The organism is Streptomyces sp. NBC_01320 (assembly GCF_035974375.1).
GTDB classification, from domain to species: Bacteria; Actinomycetota; Actinomycetes; order Streptomycetales; family Streptomycetaceae; genus Streptomyces; species Streptomyces yanii.
Genome location: NZ_CP108391.1, coordinates 541,865 through 555,009 on the forward strand (window position 1 = coordinate 541,865; position 13,145 = coordinate 555,009).

Annotated in this window: 14 protein-coding genes and 5 pseudogenes; 14 read left to right on the top strand and 5 right to left on the bottom strand. The window is 70.0% G+C overall.

The window, feature by feature from the left end:
- Window positions 1–58: 58 nt before the first annotated feature.
- Together OG395_RS57545 and OG395_RS57550 are read left to right on the top strand one after the other, a co-directional pair.
- A pseudogene (locus OG395_RS57545) lies at window positions 59–328 on the top strand (DUF6192 family protein); the annotation flags it as partial.
- A gap of 10 nt (window positions 329–338) precedes the next feature.
- Window positions 339–495, top strand: a pseudogene (locus tag OG395_RS57550) (RacP protein); the annotation flags it as partial.
- Window positions 496–1,047: 552 nt separating this feature from the next.
- Here OG395_RS57550 and OG395_RS57555 read toward each other — a convergent pair.
- A pseudogene (locus tag OG395_RS57555) lies at window positions 1,048–1,446 on the bottom strand (transposase); the annotation flags it as partial.
- 215 nt (window positions 1,447–1,661) lie between these two features.
- Between OG395_RS57555 and OG395_RS57560 the strand changes: the two are divergent.
- The 4 genes from OG395_RS57560 to OG395_RS57575 all read left to right on the top strand — a co-directional run bounded on the left by OG395_RS57560 (window position 1,662) and on the right by OG395_RS57575 (window position 4,525).
- On the top strand, window positions 1,662–1,952 hold the full coding sequence (locus OG395_RS57560; protein ID WP_327250101.1) for a helix-turn-helix domain-containing protein: 291 nt from the start codon (window positions 1,662–1,664) through the stop codon (window positions 1,950–1,952).
- A gap of 42 nt (window positions 1,953–1,994) precedes the next feature.
- The gene (locus OG395_RS57565; protein ID WP_442818832.1) at window positions 1,995–2,738 is read left to right on the top strand and encodes an IS256 family transposase; all 744 of its coding nucleotides are present in this window, start codon (window positions 1,995–1,997) and stop codon (window positions 2,736–2,738) included.
- Window positions 2,739–2,953: 215 nt separating this feature from the next.
- Window positions 2,954–4,270: an IS701 family transposase gene (locus OG395_RS57570; RefSeq protein ID WP_327250102.1), complete on the top strand. Its 1,317-nt coding sequence runs from the start codon at window positions 2,954–2,956 to the stop codon at window positions 4,268–4,270.
- Between the two features lie 51 nt (window positions 4,271–4,321).
- Window positions 4,322–4,525 carry a hypothetical protein gene (locus OG395_RS57575; protein ID WP_442818833.1) on the top strand — a complete coding sequence of 68 codons (204 nt, stop codon included), beginning with the start codon at window positions 4,322–4,324 and terminating at the stop codon, window positions 4,523–4,525.
- A gap of 50 nt (window positions 4,526–4,575) precedes the next feature.
- On the opposite strand, the gene OG395_RS57580 is transcribed toward OG395_RS57575, so the two are convergent.
- The 3 genes from OG395_RS57580 to OG395_RS57590 all read right to left on the bottom strand — a co-directional run bounded on the left by OG395_RS57580 (window position 4,576) and on the right by OG395_RS57590 (window position 8,272).
- Window positions 4,576–4,812, bottom strand: coding sequence for a hypothetical protein (locus tag OG395_RS57580; RefSeq protein WP_327250103.1), 237 nt, complete (start codon window positions 4,810–4,812; stop codon window positions 4,576–4,578).
- Window positions 4,772–7,663: an NACHT domain-containing protein gene (locus tag OG395_RS57585; protein ID WP_327250104.1), complete on the bottom strand. Its 2,892-nt coding sequence runs from the start codon at window positions 7,661–7,663 to the stop codon at window positions 4,772–4,774. The genes OG395_RS57580 and OG395_RS57585 overlap by 41 nt, the downstream gene beginning before the upstream one ends.
- 351 nt (window positions 7,664–8,014) lie before the next feature.
- Window positions 8,015–8,272 (bottom strand): hypothetical protein, encoded by a 258-nt coding sequence (locus OG395_RS57590; RefSeq protein WP_327250105.1) that lies wholly within the window; start codon window positions 8,270–8,272, stop codon window positions 8,015–8,017.
- 263 nt (window positions 8,273–8,535) lie between these two features.
- On the opposite strand from OG395_RS57590, the gene OG395_RS57595 reads away from it, so the two are divergent.
- Both OG395_RS57595 and OG395_RS57600 read left to right on the top strand, forming a co-directional pair.
- Window positions 8,536–9,177, top strand: coding sequence for a hypothetical protein (locus OG395_RS57595; protein ID WP_327250106.1), 642 nt, complete (start codon window positions 8,536–8,538; stop codon window positions 9,175–9,177).
- Window positions 9,171–9,734 (top strand): PP2C family protein-serine/threonine phosphatase, encoded by a 564-nt coding sequence (locus OG395_RS57600; protein WP_327250174.1) that lies wholly within the window; start codon window positions 9,171–9,173, stop codon window positions 9,732–9,734. The genes OG395_RS57595 and OG395_RS57600 overlap by 7 nt, the downstream gene beginning before the upstream one ends.
- Window positions 9,735–9,768: 34 nt before the next feature.
- On the opposite strand, the pseudogene OG395_RS57605 reads toward OG395_RS57600, so the two are convergent.
- Window positions 9,769–10,629 (bottom strand): annotated as a pseudogene (locus tag OG395_RS57605) (helicase associated domain-containing protein); the annotation flags it as partial.
- Between the two features lie 36 nt (window positions 10,630–10,665).
- Here OG395_RS57605 and OG395_RS57610 point away from each other — a divergent pair.
- The 6 genes and pseudogenes from OG395_RS57610 (at window position 10,666) to OG395_RS57635 (ending at window position 13,131) form a co-directional block, all read left to right on the top strand.
- Entirely contained in the window at window positions 10,666–11,100 is a 435-nt protein-coding gene (locus OG395_RS57610) for a hypothetical protein (RefSeq protein ID WP_327250185.1), read from the top strand.
- Window positions 11,097–11,417, top strand: coding sequence for a hypothetical protein (locus tag OG395_RS57615; RefSeq protein ID WP_327250107.1), 321 nt, complete (start codon window positions 11,097–11,099; stop codon window positions 11,415–11,417). The genes OG395_RS57610 and OG395_RS57615 overlap by 4 nt, the downstream gene beginning before the upstream one ends.
- Before the next feature lie 151 nt (window positions 11,418–11,568).
- Window positions 11,569–11,674: pseudogene (locus OG395_RS57620) on the top strand (transcriptional regulator); the annotation flags it as partial.
- Window positions 11,675–11,914: 240 nt separating this feature from the next.
- Entirely contained in the window at window positions 11,915–12,352 is a 438-nt protein-coding gene (locus OG395_RS57625) for a hypothetical protein (RefSeq protein WP_327250108.1), read from the top strand.
- 318 nt (window positions 12,353–12,670) lie between these two features.
- Window positions 12,671–12,913, top strand: a complete 243-nt coding sequence (locus OG395_RS57630) for a hypothetical protein (RefSeq protein ID WP_327250109.1) — start codon at window positions 12,671–12,673, stop codon at window positions 12,911–12,913.
- Window positions 12,910–13,131 (top strand): LexA family protein, encoded by a 222-nt coding sequence (locus tag OG395_RS57635; protein WP_327250110.1) that lies wholly within the window; start codon window positions 12,910–12,912, stop codon window positions 13,129–13,131. The genes OG395_RS57630 and OG395_RS57635 overlap by 4 nt, the downstream gene beginning before the upstream one ends.
- The last annotated feature ends 14 nt before the right edge of the window (window positions 13,132–13,145 follow it).

A 13,145-nucleotide genomic window follows, 5' to 3' on the forward strand; every position in this document is an offset into this window, starting at 1 on the left:
CAGGGCCGTGCGCCCGGTCGGGACCTCGTCCGCCGGGTTTCGTTCCCGCTCGTTCATCCACTTCGACCGGACCAGCCCCGTCGCCCCCGTAGTCCGCCAGATCGACCGGATCGTTGAGTTCCTCGACCTGGTTTCTGCCTGCCACTCCTTCGTCGCGGCCGCAGGCCGCACCGTCCCCGGCCTGCGGGACCGGCAGTTGGGCGAGGACGAGCGCGCCATCGTGCACGAGAACGTCGCCAGGGTGAGGGCCACGCTGGACTGGATCGAGACCGTGGTCGACACCGGCAAGGTCGACGTCGACGGCGAGTTGGCCCGTCTCCTGGCCGGCCCCAAGCCATGCCCCCAGGCGCCGGGGTCAGGCTGCTCGGCGGCGCGCCGACACACTCCGCTTCATCCTCTTCGAGGCCCGCCCCGCCGGGCTGCTGGGCCGCTGCCGGTGAACTCACACCCAGCCAGGTGCGGGCAGGGCTGGCCTGCCTGCGCGACATCATCGCGGGCCCGGCCCTCACCCCGGCTGAGCTGGCAGAAGCCGCCTGAGCCGGGAATTACGCAGGTCGTCGGGCCCTCTCAAACGCGGCCCGGACTTCTGCGAAGCGTTTTTCGCTCTGCACCTTGCCGGCGGCCATGTCGCTGAGCGCATACGCAGTGGTCTTGAACCCGTCAGTGTGATGGAACTCGGCACCCCAGTTGCCGAGCGTCACATGTGTGACCTGCTGTAAGGGCAACCGCTGAGTACCCCACGGGTTCACGGCGACAACCAGCTCCGGACCAATCTCCAGCCGGACTCGCAGTATCACCCACCAGAAGAAACAGCAGGCACCGACCGCCAGGCCCGTCCACAACCCTGCCCGTGTGAAGCCCACCCACGTCGGTGCAAGCACCCACCAGAACCAGCACCGAGCGGCTGCCACCACGACAACAGCCGACATGACATACGCCGCGGGGCGAGCACCCCCGCCGACGCGCCACACCGCGACCTCATCCCCACCCCGGTCTCCCATGGCGACATTGTGGCTCTCACCGCCCACGATGGCCCCGTTATTTCGTGGTGATCGTCGCCTTGGACACCTCCGCGCCGTAGACCTCGGCGAGGTGCGCGGAGATCTCCCCGTGAGTCAGGCCCTTCGCGGACAGCGACAGCACCATCTCGTCCACGCCGGTCAGACGCCGCTGGCGCTTTTTGACGATCTGCGGCTCAAAGGTGCCGGCCACGTCTCGCGGGACCTTCACATCGACCGGTCCGACGTCGGTCAGGACAGTCTTGGCGCGGGTGCCATTACGGCTGTTGCCGCTGTTCCGGCCCTCGGCATCGTGCTTGTCATAGCCAAGGTGATCGGTGATCTCGCCCTCCAGGGCGCCCTCCAGGACCCGCTTGGTCAGCTGCTGAAGCAACCCGCCCGCACCGGTCAGCTGCAGCCCCTCGGACCGGGCCCGGTCGACCAGCATCCCGATCAACTGGTCGTCCGACACCGTCTCCACAGCCGGTACGACGACCGGCTCCTCCACGGCCTCGGTCTCAACGATGGTCTCGCTCATCAGGCGTCTCCTTGATCATCGGATCCGCCGTTGATTGAACACTCCCGCGCTCTCCGAAGGGCCTCGCGTGAACCGCACGCCAGCGGGCCCGCGAGCCACCACAGCAGGTGGAGTGGAAGCTGCGGATGGCCGCAGCACAGCGCGGAGTCTGGACGGGTACCGAGCTGCGCCGCTTGCTGGCCGAGCGGGCCGGCCTTGAGCTGTCGGTGGCATCGGTGTCCGCGCTGTTCACCACGCAGCCCTCCCAGGTGAAGCTGTCCACGCTGGCCGCGCTGTGCACTGCCCTCAACTGCACCCCGGGCGACCTCCTGACCCTGCGCGAGACCATCCCACCCCCCGAACCCTCGCCGCGCACCACCCCCGCCTCGGTCCCGCAGCCACCTGCGCCCCGCAGACGATCCCTGCCGCCGCTGTGAAGCCCCTGCCGCAGCCCCCTTCCGGAAGCCGAACACCGTCGGATGACAGCCACCGCAACCGATTCCATCCAAAACCGCTGCCCCGCCTGCCATAAACTGCGGTGGCTGCGCGTCGAGACCGGCCGCTGCGCCTGGTGCTCGCGTGTCTGCGCCACCTGCAGTGCACCCCGACGATCAACGGAGCGGCAGTGCGCGGCGTGCCGACGCCGGACGGCTGGACAACCGGCACGGGGTCAGTGCCAGCTGATGCTGGTCTGCGACGGCCTGTCCGCCCTGCCCGACGCGGTCAACACCGTCTGGCCGCAGACCGTGGTGCAGACCTGTGTGGTCCACCTCATCCGCAACAGTCTGCGCTATGCATCGCGCCGCGACTGGGCCGATGTCGCCCGCGACCTCAAGCCCATCTACACCGCCGTGAACGAGGAACAAGCCCGCACCCGGCTGGAGGAGTTCGCCGAGAAGTGGGCCAAGCGGTATCCCTCGATCTCCCAGTCGTGGGAGCGGGCCTGGAGCGAGTTCGTGCCCTTCCTCGGCCTCCCCGACGCGATCCGTCAGGTCGTCTACACCACGAACGCGATCGAGTCGTTGAACGCCCGCTACCGGCGCGCGGCCCAGGCCTGCGGACACTTCCCCAACGAGACCGCCGCCCTCAAGCGCCTCTACCTGGCCACCCTCGCCCTGGACCCCACCGGCCGCGGCCGCCAGCGCTGGAACAACCGCTGGAAGACCGCCCTGAACGAGTTCGACGTCCTCTTCGACGGCCGCCTTACCGCCACACGAGCGTAGGCCGATCAGTCCACCGAAGAACCTGTAGGCCAAACAGACGAACTACACCTGATTCCTGATAGACCCGGATGCTCTGCGCGCTCGACTTTCGACGTTTCCGTTGATCGTCGTTGGGGTCGCTCGGGTGGGTGATGGGGGCCTGATCTGGCGGTGCGGGGCGGGACAGCAGAGAAGCATCGGCGGTGCTTGCGTCGCCTGCTGAGAGGGACCCGCCGATGCTTCCGGACACGACCGTACCCGCTTCGCTGCTGGCGGTGCTGACGTTCCTGCGGGGCTGTTTCACCACACCGACCTTCACCACCTTCGCCGCGCTGGTCACGGGCTTGATCGCGCAGACCGGCCGGGGCACGGTGACCGGCATGGTGACGGGCGCGGGATTGACGCGCGCCTGGTCCCACGACCGTGCCCACGCCTTCTTCTCCCGCGCGAGCTGGAACCCCGACCTGCTGGGCATCTCCCTCTCCCATCTGGTTGTGCGCCAACTCCTGCCAGCAGATGGGGTGTTGACAGTGGCGGTGGACGACACGCTGTTCAAGCGGCGCGGGAAGAAAGTCTTCGGCGCGGCCTGGCAGCACGACGGCGCGGCCCGGGGTCCGAAGCCGGTCGGGCGCGGGACCTGCTTCGTGGTGGTCGGCATCGTGGTCCAACTGCCGTTCCTGGCAAGGCCGGTGTGCCTGCCGGTGATGGCCCGGCTGTGGCGCCCGAAGCAGGAGCAGTCCAAGGTCGGCCTCGCCGCGTCCATGATCCGCCTGCTGGCCGCCTGCCACCACGGGCGGCGCATCCACGTCGTCGCGGACGCCGCCTACCACGGCAAGGCGCTCCGCGACCTGCCCGCGACCTGCACGTTCACCACCCGCCTGCCCGCGAGCGCGGTGCTGTACGACCTGGCCCCGCCGCCCACCGGGCGCCGCGGCCGACCCGCCCTCAAGGGCGAACGCCTTGGCACACCCAAGGACCTGGCCACCACCGCCGCCTTCACCAGGACCGAGGTCAAGCGGTATCAGCGGACCGACACCGTGCACCTGGCCGAGACCACCTGCCTGTGGTACGGCTCCTTCCACACCCGCACCGTCCGCGTGATCCTCCTGCGCGACGACACCACCGACACCGGCTACGACCTGGCGCTGGTCACCACCGACCTCACCACCCGCGCGGCCGGCCTGATCGCCCGCTACGCGTCACGCTGGTCGATCGAGGTCACCTTCGCCGAGGCCCGCGACCTGCTCGGCGTCGGTCAGGCCCAAAACCGCACCCGCTCGGCCGTCGAGCGCACCGTCCCGTTCGGTCTGTACTGCTACACGATCACCGTGGCCTGGTACGCGCTGCACGGCCACCACCCCCGCGACGTCGCCGAGCGCCGCGAGCGGGCCCCGTGGTACACCACCAAGGCCGAGCCGGCCCTGTCCGACATGGCCGCCAAGCTCCGCCGGGTGATCATCGCCGCCCGATTTACGCCCACCCGCCCAGGCCAGCCCACGGATGAGGAAATCCGCGCCGTCCAACAGGCGTGGGCCGCAGCCGGCGCAGCCTGATCACCCAAACCTGTCAGAACATCGAAAGTCGAGCTGCGCGCCCGCGCGTGTGTGGAGCGCGGTATCGATCCCGACGAGGAGACGGTCCCGTTGCACGTGGTGTGGGCGAGCTTCCTGGCGTTCACGGCCGGCGTGCGTCTGCTGGTGACGGTCGCGTCCGTCCTGGCCGGCCTGGTCATCACCGGCTGGAGGAGTGCCTGCCTGGGCGCGGCGAAACCGGGCCGTGGTACTCGAGGCGCGGCGCCCTGGCGATAGGGGTTACCTATGCGGTAGGGAAGCTGCTGGGTGCAGCGGGGGTGGGACGGTTACTCCTGGGGGTTGAGCCGCTCGGGTGGGAGGTGATCGCGGCCCGTGGCGTCGGTGCTGTCGTTGATGTGAACGGTGAGGTTGTCCAGGTCCGCGAGTGGTGCCAGGTCGATGGGCCCCTTGCAGTCCCACAGAGTCAGGTGGGTCAGGTGCGGGAGCTCTCTGAGTGGAGCGAGGCCTGAACTGATCGTGCAGTCACGGAGAGCCAGGAAGGTCAGTTCGCGGTGACGCTGCACGGTGGTGAGGTGGAGGGACGACTGCTTTTCGATGTTGAGGTTCCTGAGGCTGAGTGGGGGACGCAGGCGGCTCAGCTGTTCGCCCTGGGCGTCGCCCGCGATGACGAGCCAGCTGAGCGAAGGCCAGCGGTCCAGCCCCTCGAGGGTGATGTCCTGGCTGTTCTTGGTGAAGACCAAGGCTGTGAGGCCGGGGCCGGCGGGAATGTCTCCGGCGCGGGTGACGTCGGGGGGGGAAGCCCAGGGTCAGATGGTCCAGAGTGGGCATGTCGGTGAGGGGGGCGAGCGACATGCCGCGTGCGAGGTCGTGGAGATAAAGCTTCTTCAGGTGCAGGCCGCGCAAGGGCTCGAGGTCCTGCACCGCTGGGCAGCGTCCGATGACGAAGGTGGTGAGGCTGGGAAGGAGCGAGAGGGGCGACAGCTCGCGCAGTGAACGATCTCCGTCGAGGTACAGGTATTCGAGCCCGTCGCGCCGCACTATCTGGGGCGGAAACCCCTGGAACCCTCTCAGGGTGATGCGCTTGAGCTGCGGCAGGCGCGGCAGCTCGGCAAGCTGCGCGGCCGTGCTCACCTGGACATGGGCCTCGGGCGTGATCGCGGACAGCACCTGGTCCGCGTACTCCCTGGCGTCGAAGGAAGCCCAGGCGGCGGCCAGTTCCGCGGCCACCGCGAGTCGACTGTCCGTACGGAAGCGTGCGATCACCTCGAGGGCAGAGTCCCCGCGGATCAGGGCCGCGGTCTTCACCACCGCGCTCGCGGTGTGGCTGTCCAGCCCCTCGGGGCCGGGAAGCAGCTCCAGGACCAGTTCCCCCACCTTGGCAAGCTGCTCGGACTCTGCAACGGATCGTGGCGGGACCAGCTCGGCGGCCCGGTCCTGCACGTGCTGGCGCACCACGGGATCGAGTTCGGGCGCGTGTTCCAGGCTCGCCGCGGCGAGCAGCACCAGCCGCTGACGATAGCGCGGTGTTCTGTCCGCCCGGCGCAGCAGCTGCCGCAGCAGCCGCACCCGTTCCTCCACGCGCGCGTGTCCCACCGCCATGCGCACCACGTCGTCCCACTGGTCGTCGTGGGCGTTGCGGACCAGGACGCCGAAGTCGCGGGCCTCGATCGCCGCCTTCGAGCCCAGGTAGTCCTGGAAGGTGCGGTGTACGAAGTCGACGTAGCCGGGGACTGGTTCGCGCAGCAGGCCGCTGCGGATCAACAGGTGGGAGAAGACCTGGTCCGCGTTGCCCTGTTCCCGTACCTGCGGCATGGCGGCCAGCCACTCGTCCAGCATCGCGACGACCTCGTCCCGGGCCGTTTCCACCTGGCCGTTGCGGATGAGCCAGTACGCCAGCCGCTGGATCAGCGCCGTCTGTTCGTCCCGAGAGAGGGACACGCCCTCCACCGAGGTGATCTCCCGCTCCGTGTCCCGGCGGACCAGCAGCATGTCCAGGGCAGCGTCGTACAACTCCTTGCGCGCCCGCGGCAGTTGCATGCGCCGGTCGCGGTTCAGCGCGCACAGCAGGGCGCACATCAGCGGGTTGGTCGCCAGCTGGCCCAGGTCGCGGCGCGTCGTCACTGCCTGGTTCAGGCTCGTCTCGTAGCGGTCCAGCGACTCGCGCTCGGCGTCCGGGGGACACTCCTGGCGGACCGCGTCGTGCCAATGCCGGATGAATGCCCGGATGTCATCCCGCTCCATCGGCAGCAATGTGTGTGCGGTGAAACCCTGGGCCGCCAGCCAGTCCTCCGGTGCAGCGGACGGGCGCGTGGTCACCACGTACCGTGCCCGCGGAAACGCGGTGATCAGTGATTTCAGCCAGTGCTCCGTGCGGCTGCGCAGCCGCGGCGGCACCTCGTCGACACCGTCCATGAGAACCAGCGCCCGACTGGTGCCGAGGAGTTCCTCGATCCAGCCCTCAGGTGCCCGCAGCGGTACGCCCGACGCCGTCAGGAAGTCCTCCGGCATGGGTAGTCCCTCGGGGGTGTTGAAGGACCTCAGCCGCAACACGAACGGCACGCAGCGGTTGAAGTCGGCCAGCTCCGGGCCGAAGCTCTGCCGGGCCGCGTTCAGCGCCAGCCACTGCACTAGCGTCGACTTGCCCGACCCGGCCGGTCCCCGCAGCACCAGCCGGTCACAGCTACCGAACGCCTGTTCCGCCTTCACGGGAGTCCGCACGGTGCCCGAGACATCGAGTCCTTCGCGGTGCGGCTCGTAGGTATGCCCGTTGTTCACCGCGAGGCTGATGTACGCGGTGTCCAGCGGCCATTCGGCACGGCGCCGACCTCCCAGGGTCACCCCGAACAGCTCCAGGCGGGAGTGCGTCCCGGCGACGAAGTCCGCATACCGCTGTTCGAAGCCGAGCGCCATCTCCCCGGCCGGTCCCGAAACGGCCCGTTCCCGTAACAGCGCCCCGGTCCGCCGCGTGTGCTCCACCGCCGCTCGCGCTGCGAACGTCGGGTGGGCCGTGAGCTGTTCGACCAGGTGTGCACAGCACAGCCGAAGCAGTTCCCCGTACAGGTCGCGAGCTCGTTCCGCCAGGTCTGTCACGGGGCGCCGCAGCTCGTCGGCCAGGCGCCCCGGATCAAGGTCCGCGGCGAACAACCGTTCCGCGTCGAGGGCGCCTGCGGCGGCGAAGGTGTCCTGGACCGCCGCCACCGCCGCCAGCCTCTCGTGCTCCGGCACTGAGGTATACGTGGACGCGATGCGCTCCCCGAGGACCCGCGCCAGCTTCTCCGGCCCCGCCGGCTTCGGCAGCGGTCGCACCGGATTTGCCACCAGACCCGCCCCCGGCTTCGGCGCCAGCACCGACTTCGCGACCGTCGAGACCACCGTCGACGCCAGCCGGACGACCACTGCTTCGAGTCCGCTCATCCCCCGACCTTCCCGTTCCCGCAGACTGCATCGTAGGCAGACCATCAGCGTGGGCAAGCCGGGCTTGCCCGATCGTGGGCAAGCCCGGTCCGCCCAGGGGTTCGAAAGCCGTTCTGGCACTGCTGGGGGGTTGCACCGACAGTTGTCCGCACCGTTGTCTGCACAGGCGTACCCAAGGTTGCACCGGAGGTACTGCCGGAGGTGTGAACCCCCCTTTCCGGGACCGCGTGTTTCCACAGGTCAGACCCCGTGGGCAAGCCGGTTTCGCGCGGCGACACCTCTCTGCGGGAGAGAGGTCCCTCCTCATTCGGCCCCTCCCGGGCAGAGGCGTGATCGTGCCGCTGCGCCGCGTTACGGTGATCGCCGGTCCAGACCGGTGCCGCCTTCGGTGCCGGACGAAGGAGGGCTCGGGGGTCGGCCTTTGCCGACGCTGCGCGGCTGCTTCCAGTCGACCTCGGTGCGCGTGGTGGGTAGAGCGTCGACGTCGGCGACGCGGTAGAGCGCGACGTCGACGACCCCGGCCCGGGACGTTCCGAAACGGACCTCGATCGACTGGGCGGGTTGATCCACCTCAGCCGCACAGATACCCGACCGCCTGGAAGCAGCCAAGCTGACGAGGCTGACGGCCCAGCGGATCCGCCAGCTCGCCGAGATCGACCCGGACTGGCCCCCTCCCCTTGGACCAGGACCGAAGGCTGGACGTACCCATTCTCTTCGACTGGGCGCGTGCTGGAGCCGTACTTCCGTAATCGGAAGTCACGGCAGGGTCAGCGGACGGACAGAATGAGGCCGCCGCAGGAAGGCTGGGAGAAGACCCGACCCGTGCTCGTCGGCTGGCTGGGGGCGCGCTATCGATGGAGCATAAGGGGTATATGGGTGTGCGACGTTTGTGGGATCACTTCCTGGAGCATCCAGCCGGCGGTGGGCTGGTGGCGGTGCCGTTCGTGCTGATTGTGACGATCGCCGCGCTGGATATCCACACCGGACGCGATGTCCATTTGGGCCCACTGCTGGTCGTCGCGCCCGCTCTGACCGCTTCCCTCGCCGGGACACGGCTCACTGCTCTCGCCGGGGTCCTGGCAGTGGCGGCCCAGGTGTTCATCGCTGTCTTCCTCGGCGGAGTGACCACGCCCAACCACTTGGCGCAGATCATCGCACTGACCGTGCTCTCCGCCTTGGTGGTTTCTATGCGGTTTGTGCGGGAGCGGCGCGAGCGGGCGCTGAGCCTGGCGCGCTCTGTGGCGGAGGCGGCTCAGCGGGTTCTGCTGCGGCCTCCGCCACGCCGGATCGGGCCGTTGCAGGTGGCATGGCTGTATATGTCCGCGCAGGACGAGGCCGAGATCGGGGGTGATCTGTTTGCGTTCGCCCGCGCCGCGCATGCCGCGACCCGGGTGGTCATCGGCGATGTCCGGGGCCACGGGCTGGCCGCCATCGGCGAGGCCTCGCTGGTGCTGGGGGCCTTCCGTGAGTCCGTGAGGGCGCTCACCGGCGTGCCACCCTCCCCGGGCTGGTAGCTGCCCTCGGAGAGAGCGTCTCCCGGAACCTGGAGGACGTGGCGGACACCGAGCACGACGCCGGCGAGCACTTCATCACCTGCCTCGTCCTGGAGATCCCCGACGACGCCCCGTCGGCCGCCGAGATGATCAACTGCGGACATCCCCCGCCTCTGCTGGTGCACGATCAGCGGGTCACGGTCCTGTATGCCCGACAGCCCCTGCCTCCGCTGGGCGTGTGCGAACGACCGAACGAGGACGACCGCGTCGACCCGTTCACCTTCAAAGGCGGTGACATGCTCGTCCTCTACACCGACGGTGTCATCGAAGCCCGCTCGCCGTCCGGAGCGTTCTACCCGCTCGCCGAACGAGTCGCCTCCTTCCCCACCAGCAGCCCCGACACTCTGCTGCACCACATCCACCGCGATCTGCTCACCCACATCGGCGGCCACCCCGCCGACGACGCCGCCCTCCTGGTCATCGAACGCACCCCGTCCCACCGGCCGCACCTCACACCCCATCCCAGTGGTCACCACCAGCACCACCTCAGTGGCTCGCCCCCGCCCCCAGGCCGCTGAACCCAAGGAACCGGGCGACCCCCGGCGGGTGGTGTCAGGCCCATTCCACGCCGAGTCCAGCGAGCGCTGCCCGCTGTTCCTGGGTGAGCTTGTCCCGCCTCGACTTGGTGTTCGAGACCCACACGCCCAGCTTCACGACCACCGGCTCCGTCTCGCCGTCGACCGCGATCTGTTCACCGTGCCCGCGCGGTACTGCCCGGTTCGAGCCTTCCCGCTCCACCGACTGCGCGAGGGCGGCCAGGCCGCGCTGGAATGCCTGCTGCGTCTTGCTCGGGCCTCTTCGTCGACGGGGTGGCCGCCGGGGCGGGAGACGGGGTCTCAAGCGGCGTGACGCCCAGCCGGGACAGCCGGCCCTGCTGCTCGGCGGACAGCTGCGCCCAGGTGCCCGGCTGCTTCTGCCGCTGAAGCCACTTGCCGATGTCGTCGCCGTCCATTAGCACGCCGGGCTGGATCTCGGGCAGGCTGCCGTCGGCGTCGACCAGGTCCGCGAGGACGCGGTAGTGCCGCTGCCAGTCGAGCGGCCACGGGCAGTCCCATTCCGGGTCGACCGCTGTGAGCTGCGCCGCGCGCACGGCGGCCCGCTCCGGGTCCTTGCCCAGGCCGTTCTTCGCTCCCTTCCTGCGGAGGTTGGCCATGTGCTGCCCGATGGGCACCATCGCCTCGCCCTCGCCCCACACTGCGTCCTGGCGGGGTGCGAGGTGCCCGGTGGCCCGCCGGTAGGACCGGAGTGCGGCGAGCTTGTTCTCCCCGGCTTCCTCGCCGGGCTCCCACACCATCCCGGCCTCCGGCAAGTCGAGCAGGGTCTTGCGCCGTTCCTCCAGCTCCCCGGCCCGCAGCGCCTTCCTCTGCTGGTGCACCCACCTGCCCAGCGGAAATCCTTCGTGACGCCGACCTCCGCGCGCTGTACCCGCGCGACACCGAGGACCAGGCCGTGCTGCGCCCGCTGACCCGCAACCGGGCCGCGCCCCCGTACGAGCGAGCCCGCCTCGCCGCCGGCGCCCTGACCGCCCGGGTCCACGCCGTGCGCCGCGCGGACCGCCTGAGCTCCCGCGCCCGGCCGCACACCGTCGCCGTGCCCGCCGCCCCGACGTCGCGCCTGCGCCCGGACCGTGCGGACCGTGCGGACCGGAAGGCCGGCCGGGATCAGGAGCAGGCGACCGACGTCGCCACGGTGGAGCAGACCCGGCGGGTGTTCGAGGCCGTCGCCAAGATGGCCGCCAAGCTCCAGGACGGCGTAGGGGAACGCGCTGTCGCCCATGGCCCCCGGCCGCAGCCGGCCCCGGCAGCGTCGACGCCGACCCACACCCAGCAGCCCGCACTCCCGCCCGCACCGGGCCGGAACACACCCACTGGAGGAGTCGCATGACCACGCCGTCGGAGGACCCGAGGATCGAGGCCGCCGCAGCCCAGGTGCAGGCGAGCATCCAGGAGCGCGCCGACGCGTACGGGCCGCCGCCCTGGGAGCCGATCTGGAAGAGGCCCCGGACGCCGAAGGCGCAGGCGCAGAAGAAGCAGGAGCTGCGCAAGCAGCGACGGCGGCTCCAGGACGCCGGTCGCCGACGCTTCTTCGCCGGGCAGTCGCGCAGGCCCCGGTCCCGGCAGAACCGCATCGGCAGCGCGGCTGCGCGCCGCGATGCGCGCGCCCTGTCCCGGGTGCGGCACTCCACCGCGTGGCTGTGGTGACGATGCAGTGCACCGAGCCGGAGCCGGTGGAGGACCGAGACCACGAGCCGGGCAAGCCCCACCGCAGTCTGTTCCGCCGCCGGACCTGACTCGGGCAAGCCCAACGGGAGCCTGGGCAAGCCGCCCCGAACGACGGCTTGCCCAGGCCCGCGACCCCGACGCCATGAAGGGCCAGCTCCGCAACTTCCTGGCCGTGATGCCGCTCGCGTCCGTCTCACTGGGCATCATCCCCGTTCACCGCGCAGCGCACCGTGTGGTAACTGGAGGCGTTCGCCTCCACGAACGACTGGGTCGCACCGCGCCCGCGATCCTGGCTGTCTGAACTGCCGGAGGCTTGCCCGGCCCTGACGGAGCGGTGCCGTGCGGCCTGGAGGGGGTTGCACCCAAGGGCGGCTGGACAGTGGGCTGGACGGTTGCTTTCAGCGGGGGATCGGAGGTACTGCCGCAGGTGTGGACCCCCCAAATCGGACACCGCCCATTTCTGCAGGTCACCCCTTGTGGGCAAGCCGGTCCCGTGCGCCGACACCTCTTTCCCACGCGATAGCCGAGGGAAAGAGGTCTGCTTCGCCCTGCCGGGCCCGGACAACACCCGCGTCGCGTACGTGAAGACGGGCGGCGGGATCAGCGAGACCTGGCACACCCCCGACTGCCCGGCCCTGGCGATCACGCAGATCAACATGGAGGAGGGAAGCAAGCGGGTCCGAGAGCAGGACGCGTGGGCCCGGGGCGTCTTCCCCGCCGCGCACGAGCGGCTCAGGAAGGCCGCGGCCGCGGTGCCCGCGGGCACCGCCGCCCAGCCCTTCGTCGACGCCCTGAGCGAGCTGGTCCAGGCGCAGGCCGACACAGACGGCTTCGTCGTCCTGCATCGCTGGGCGGAGATCCTGGAGCGGCAGTTCCCGCCGGAGCTCCCTGACCCTGACCGCACCACCGAGTAGTCACACCCGGGAGCTGCACGGGTGGGGCGCTGGCGTTCCGTTGGGCCGGGGGATCTGGCTGCTGACCGGCAGGCTGATTCGGACACCCGGGTTGCATGGACCGGTCACGCCGCTGACGTGCGGTGTGACCGATGGCTGCGATCGGATCGGTCACACGGCCGGTCACCGGTCATGGCCGCGGACATAGGACTGGTCACGAGTGCTGGGCAAGCCCGAGAGGACCCTGGGCAAGCTCACCGTGCGGCGGCTTGCCCAGCCCGAAGGCCGGCGGCGTGTCTCGACATGACAAGGAAATCGAACACACGATCTAATACCGTCATGGACTCCACCGCTTTTCCTCACGATCTGGTGCAGGCCCAGCACGACTGGAACACCACCTACCGAGCGCTCACCACGTCAGGCAACCGTCACACCACCGCCCTGCGCCGTCGCCTGCTGGAGCTGTCCGGCAGGATCTGGTGGCACCCCTTCTGGACCACCGTCCCCGGCAGTGCGCCGGCTGCCCGGGTGGAGCTGCGTCGCCTCACCCGTACACAGAGCCGCGGCGGGGAAGCGGCATGAGCGGAGGCGGTGGGCTCTCACCGAGGCAGGAGTCGATCCTCCGGGTCATCCGGAACTCGATCATCGAGTGTGGCGAGGGGCCGACCGTGCGGCAGATCGGCGAGCGCGTCGGCCTGTCCAGCACCAGCTCCGTCGCTTACCAGCTCGGCCGCCTCGAAGCACTCGGCCTCATCAGTCGCAGCGCTCGCCGCTGGCGTTCTTGCCGGCTCGGCACCTGAGTCGGTGGTGAGCT

Bases quoted from the DNA above. Each gene is read 5' to 3' on its own strand.
- OG395_RS57560 (WP_327250101.1), top strand. From the start codon at position 1,662: ATGGCCGCAGCACAGCGCGGAGTCTGGACGGGTACCGAGCTGCGCCGC.
- OG395_RS57565 (WP_442818832.1), top strand. From the start codon at position 1,995: ATGACAGCCACCGCAACCGATTCCATCCAAAACCGCTGCCCCGCCTGC.
- OG395_RS57570 (WP_327250102.1), top strand. From the start codon at position 2,954: ATGCTTCCGGACACGACCGTACCCGCTTCGCTGCTGGCGGTGCTGACG.
- OG395_RS57585 (WP_327250104.1), bottom strand. From the start codon at position 7,663: ATGAGCGGACTCGAAGCAGTGGTCGTCCGGCTGGCGTCGACGGTGGTC.
- OG395_RS57595 (WP_327250106.1), top strand. From the start codon at position 8,536: ATGGGTGTGCGACGTTTGTGGGATCACTTCCTGGAGCATCCAGCCGGC.
- OG395_RS57615 (WP_327250107.1), top strand. From the start codon at position 11,097: ATGACCACGCCGTCGGAGGACCCGAGGATCGAGGCCGCCGCAGCCCAG.
- OG395_RS57630 (WP_327250109.1), top strand. From the start codon at position 12,671: ATGGACTCCACCGCTTTTCCTCACGATCTGGTGCAGGCCCAGCACGAC.
- OG395_RS57635 (WP_327250110.1), top strand. From the start codon at position 12,910: ATGAGCGGAGGCGGTGGGCTCTCACCGAGGCAGGAGTCGATCCTCCGG.